The 356-nt window shown below is 56.7% G+C and carries 1 protein-coding gene; it reads left to right on the top strand.

The features are described 5' to 3' along the window. The coding region (locus GSQ92_RS26030) for a DDE-type integrase/transposase/recombinase (protein ID WP_159014521.1) at nt 1-356 on the top strand (356 nt) is incomplete at both ends.

Genomic DNA, 356 nt, shown 5'->3' with positions numbered 1-356 from the left:
CGATCGGCTTCTTTCACGTCGATATCGCAGAGGTGCAGACCGCGGAAGGCAAGCTGTATCTCTTCGTTGCCATCGACCCCACCAGCAAGTTCGCCTTCGTGCAACTGGTGGAGAAAGCCAATCGCGTCACGGCGTCGGCTTTCCTGGTCGAACTGATCAAGGCCGTGCCCTATCGCATCCACACGGTCCTGACCGACAACGGCATCCAGTTCCGGCTTCCACAACGCTATGCCAATGGACCAACAGCGCGGTTCATCACCCACATGTTCGAGATGCGTTGCCGCGAGAACGACATCGAGCATCGCTTCACCAAAATCAATCATCCCTGGACCAATGGTCAGGTCGAGAGGATGAAC

It is taken from the genome of Acidisoma sp. S159 (assembly GCF_009766125.1).
Lineage (GTDB): Bacteria > Pseudomonadota > Alphaproteobacteria > Acetobacterales > Acetobacteraceae > Acidisoma.
The sequence above is the reverse complement of the archived record's forward strand: the minus strand, read 5'-3'. Positions and strand labels throughout refer to the sequence as shown.